General features: G+C 74.9%; 3 protein-coding genes. All 3 read left to right on the top strand.

Annotated features, from left to right (window positions below; genetic code table 11):
* The first annotated feature begins 262 nt into the window (after nucleotides 1–262).
* The 3 genes from GTW67_RS23790 to GTW67_RS23780 all read left to right on the top strand — a co-directional run bounded on the left by GTW67_RS23790 (nucleotide 263) and on the right by GTW67_RS23780 (nucleotide 4273).
* On the top strand, nucleotides 263–1402 hold the full coding sequence (locus tag GTW67_RS23790) for an adenylate/guanylate cyclase domain-containing protein (protein ID WP_161166839.1): 1140 nt from the start codon (nucleotides 263–265) through the stop codon (nucleotides 1400–1402).
* Nucleotides 1403–2258: 856 nt separating this feature from the next.
* On the top strand, nucleotides 2259–3059 hold the full coding sequence (locus GTW67_RS23785) for an enoyl-CoA hydratase/isomerase family protein (protein WP_161166838.1): 801 nt from the start codon (nucleotides 2259–2261) through the stop codon (nucleotides 3057–3059).
* Nucleotides 3060–3124: 65 nt separating this feature from the next.
* The gene (locus GTW67_RS23780; protein WP_161166837.1) at nucleotides 3125–4273 is read left to right on the top strand and encodes a GGDEF domain-containing protein; all 1149 of its coding nucleotides are present in this window, start codon (nucleotides 3125–3127) and stop codon (nucleotides 4271–4273) included.
* Nucleotides 4274–4319 lie beyond the last annotated feature (46 nt).

The raw sequence follows: 4319 nt of genomic DNA, 5'->3' as shown, positions 1-4319 counted from the left end.
GGGCGGCACGGGTGGGCGCAGCGGCACCCCGTCGCGCCGGGCAGCGCACCCACCCCCGGCCAGCGACCGCGCCGGGCACCCCGGCAACACAGGCCACGCGACCCCACCCGCCGCCCAGCAATCGCGCCGGGCACCCCCGCAACACCCGGCCGCGCAGCCCACCCCCCCCGCTCCGCCCTCCGCAAGGAGTGAGCTGGGGCACACCTGACGTAAAGTTGGGGCCGGTCGAACCTGACCGCGGCAGATCGGAAGGGCAGCAGGCGTGACCGTCGACGACACGGGCTCCGGCGCGGACGGGGACGGCCGGGTGGACCCCGAGCCCGCCCCGGACTCCGCCGATTCCGGCGAGGACCCGCTCGCGCTGCGCCTCGAGGGACTGATCCTGGGCGCCGAGCGTCGCTACACCCCCTTCCAGGCCGCCCGCAGCGCGGGTGTCTCCATGGAACTGGCCTCCCGCTTCTGGCGGGCCATGGGCTTCGCCGACATAGGCCAGGCCAAGGCGCTCACCGAGGCCGACGTCCTGGCCCTGCGGCGTCTGGCCGGTCTGGTCGAGGCGGGGCTGCTCAGCGAGGCCATGGCCGTGCAGGTGGCCCGGTCCACCGGGCAGACCACCGCCCGGTTGGCCGAGTGGCAGATCGACTCCTTCCTGGAGGGCCTGACCGAGCCGCCCGAGCCGGGCATGACCCGCACCGAGGTGACGTATCCGCTGGTCGAGCTGCTGCTGCCCGAGCTGGAGGAGTTCCTCGTCTATGTCTGGCGCCGTCAGCTCGCCGCCGCGACCGGCCGGGTCGTGCAGGCCGGTGACGACGAGGAGATGGTGGACCGGCGCCTCGCGGTCGGCTTCGCCGATCTGGTCGGCTTCACGCGGCTGACCCGGCGGATGGAGGAGGAGGAGCTCGGCGAGCTCGTCGAGGCCTTCGAGACCACCGCCGCCGACCTGGTGGCTGCCCGCGGCGGCCGGCTGATCAAGACCCTCGGCGACGAGGTGCTGTACGCCGCCGACGACGCCGGCACCGCCGCCGAGATCGCGCTGCGCCTCATCGAGACGATGGCGAACGACGAGACCATGCCCGAGCTGCGCGTCGGCCTCGCCTTCGGCACCGTGACCACCCGGATGGGCGATGTCTTCGGTACGACCGTGAACCTGGCCTCCCGGCTCACCTCGATAGCCCCCAAGGACGCCGTGCTCATCGACTCCGCCTTCGCCGAGGAGCTGATCCGCACCCGGGACGCCCCGTCCTCCGAGGCGGAGGCCGCCGAGGAGGCCGCCGCCGCGGAGAAGGAGGGCGAGGAGCCTCCCGCGTACCGCTTCGCTCTTCAGCCCATGTGGCAGCGGCCGGTGCGTGGTCTCGGCGTGGTCGAGCCCTGGCTGCTCACCCGGCGCGGCGACGGCGGGGAGTAGGCGTCAGCCTCAGCCATAGCCATCGGCGTTCAGCAGGTCCACGCACAGGCCCAGCAGCGGTACGCACAGGCCGCCCGGAGGTTCCGGCTGTGGGGCCGGGGGCGGGGGCGTGTGGCTCGGTGGTGGAGTGGGGGATGAGGGGCGTGGTGCTGGAGCGCTCGGGCCTGAGGGTGGTTGGGGCGCGTGTGGTGCCGGCTTCTCGGCCTCCGGGGGTGGCGCCTCAGGAGTGTTCGGGCGTTCCGGGACTGTCGTCGAGTTCGCCGCCGACGGGTCCGAGACCGGCGGAGGGGTTGTCAGGGAGGGGTGCGGGCTCGACTTGGGCGGGCCCGGTGTCGGGCCGCCCGGGCTGGGAGACGTGGTCAGGCCGCCCATGACCGAGGTCGCCGACGGGCTCGTCGCGGGGGTCGGGGTGTCATGGTCCTTCGCGGTGTCGGCTGTGGGCTTCCGGTCCGTCTCCACGCGCGGTGCCGCCTCCGCGCCGTAGCCGCCTGCCCCGGGCTCCGGGACCAGGCGTACGAGGCTCAGGGCGCCGGCCGCCAGGGCCAGGCCGCCTGCCGCCAGGAGGGCCTTGCGGGGGCGTGGGCGGCGGTGGCGGCCGCGGATCCCGGGGAGCCTCGGTCGTGGCTTGGTCGGCGTGTCCGTCGTCGTCATGATCCCTCCCCGGTGCGCAACTGCCCCCCGCCGCTGCGCCTGGCGAGCGACCATAGGCGCCGGTGGGGGGAGCGGTTGTCGTATCGGATGGATGTCACTCGAACGGGTGGGTGGAGGGCTGGTGCGCGCCCGGCCTTTTGTCGGGGGCCCGCGCCTGCGATGATCGGGCGGTCCAGTTGTTAACACGCGTTAACCGGAGGGTGTCATGAGCGAGGAGCGGTTCGGAGAGTTCGTCCTGGTGCGGCGGCACGGGGACGGGCATGTCGCGGAGCTCGCCCTCGACCGGCCGAAGGCCATGAACGCCGTCTCGACCGCGATGGCCCGGTCCATCGGCGCGGCGTGCGCGGCGCTGGGCGAGGATCGCGACGTACGGGTGGTCGTGCTGACCTCCACGCATGAGCGGGCGTTCTGCGTCGGGGCCGATCTGAAGGAGCGCAACTCCTTCTCCGACGCCGATCTGCTGCGCCAGCGGCCGGTGACGCGGGGCGCGTACACCGCGGTGCTGGAGCTGCCGGTGCCGACGGTCGCGGCCGTGCACGGGTTCGCGCTGGGCGGCGGCTTCGAGCTGGCGCTGTCCTGCGACGTGATCGTGGCCGACCCCACGGCCGTGGTCGGGCTGCCCGAGGTGTCGGTCGGGGTGATCCCGGGCGGCGGCGGTACGCAGCTGCTGCCGCGCCGGGTGGGGGCCGCGCGCGCCGCCGAGCTGGTGTTCACGGCGCGGCGGGTGGAGGCCGTGGAGGCGCGCGAGCTGGGTCTCGTCGACCAGTTGGTGGGGGAGGGGCAGGACACCGCGGAGGCGCTTGGTCTGGCGTCCCGGATGGCCGCGAACTCGCCCGTGGGGCTGCGGGCGGCCAAGCGGGCGCTGCGGCTCGGTCACGGGCTGGATCTGCGGGCCGGTCTGGAGGTGGAGGACGCGGCGTGGCGGTCGGTGGCCTTCTCCGGGGACCGGGCGGAGGGTGTCGCGGCGTTCAACGAGAAGCGGGCGCCGCGCTGGCCCGGGGAGTGACCGGACCGGTCCCCGTTCGCGTCGTTCATGTCCACTTTTGGGTAAAACGTCCCTAGCCTGGAGTGATGGGTGAGGACAGACGGCTCGCGGCCGTCGTGGCGTTGGCGCAGGGCATGGCCGCGGCGCACAGCTCACGGGAGGCGTGGCGGGCGGCGGCCGGCGGCGCCTGCCGGGCGCTGGGCGGCAGCTTCGCGGCCCTGTCGGTGTGGGAGCGCGAGCTCGGCCGGCTCCGGGTCCTGGTGAACGTGGGCGAGCGGGCCGAGGACGAGGAGGAGTTCCCCGAGGACGAGTCCTACCCGGTGCACCAGTTCGCGGAGATCACCGAGTTCCTGCACGAGCGCTGGGCCGGCGGCGGCGAGCCCGACGCCTGGGTGGAGACGGCCGCGGGGCCCGCGGCGGGGAGTCCCGGATACGTCCATCAGCGCGTCGCCGCCCTGCGTCGCCGCGGGCGCGGCTGCTGCGTGGTCGCGCCGATCGTGCTGCACGGCCGCGCCTGGGGCGAGCTGTACGTGGCCCGTCCGGTGGGCGAGCCCGTCTTCGCGCGGGGCGACGCCGACTTCGCCACCGTCCTGGCCTCGGTGGTGGCCGCCGGGATCGCGCAGACCGAGCGGCTGGAGGAGGTCAGGCGCCTCGCCTACACCGACGCGCTCACCGGGCTCGCCAACCGCCGGGCGGTCGACGCCCGCCTGGACGAGGCGGTGGAGCGGCACCGTACGGAGGGGGTCGCCGTCAGCCTCGTCGTGTGCGACCTCAACGGGCTCAAGCGGGTCAACGACACCCACGGGCACGCCGTCGGCGACCGGCTCCTGGAGCGCTTCGGGTCGGTGCTGTCGCTGTGCGGGGCCATGCTGCCGGGGGCGCTGGCGGCCCGGCTCGGCGGTGACGAGTTCTGTCTGCTCGCGGTCGGGCCGCCCGCCGACGCGGTGGTGAAGGCGGCCGAGGAGCTGTGCCGCCGGGCGGCCGAGCTGGAGCTCGGTGACGGCGTGGCCTGCGGGGTGGCGTCGACGGAGGACGCCGTGGGGCCCGTGCGGTCCGCGCGTCGGCTGTTCCGGCTGGCGGACGCCGCGCAGTACCGGGCCAAGGCCGAGCAGGCCGACCGGCCAGTCGTCGCCGGGCGGGAGGGGCCCGACGATCCCGTCGTGCGGCTGGCGGACCAGCCGCCCCGGGACGGCGACGGGGAGCGCCGGCGGTTCCGTGGGCGGCATTCGCCCTAGCCGCCCTGGTAAGGGGTGCTCCCCGTAACCAGGGGTGACAGCGGTG

The sequence above is a fragment of the Streptomyces sp. SID5910 genome (assembly GCF_009862125.1).
Lineage (GTDB): Bacteria > Actinomycetota > Actinomycetes > Streptomycetales > Streptomycetaceae > Streptomyces.
Note: the sequence above shows the minus strand (reverse complement) of the source record. Positions and strands in the feature narration are given on the sequence as shown.

Bases quoted from the DNA above. Each gene is read 5' to 3' on its own strand.
- GTW67_RS23785 (WP_161166838.1), top strand. From the start codon at position 2,259: ATGAGCGAGGAGCGGTTCGGAGAGTTCGTCCTGGTGCGGCGGCACGGG.
- GTW67_RS23780 (WP_161166837.1), top strand. From the start codon at position 3,125: ATGGGTGAGGACAGACGGCTCGCGGCCGTCGTGGCGTTGGCGCAGGGC.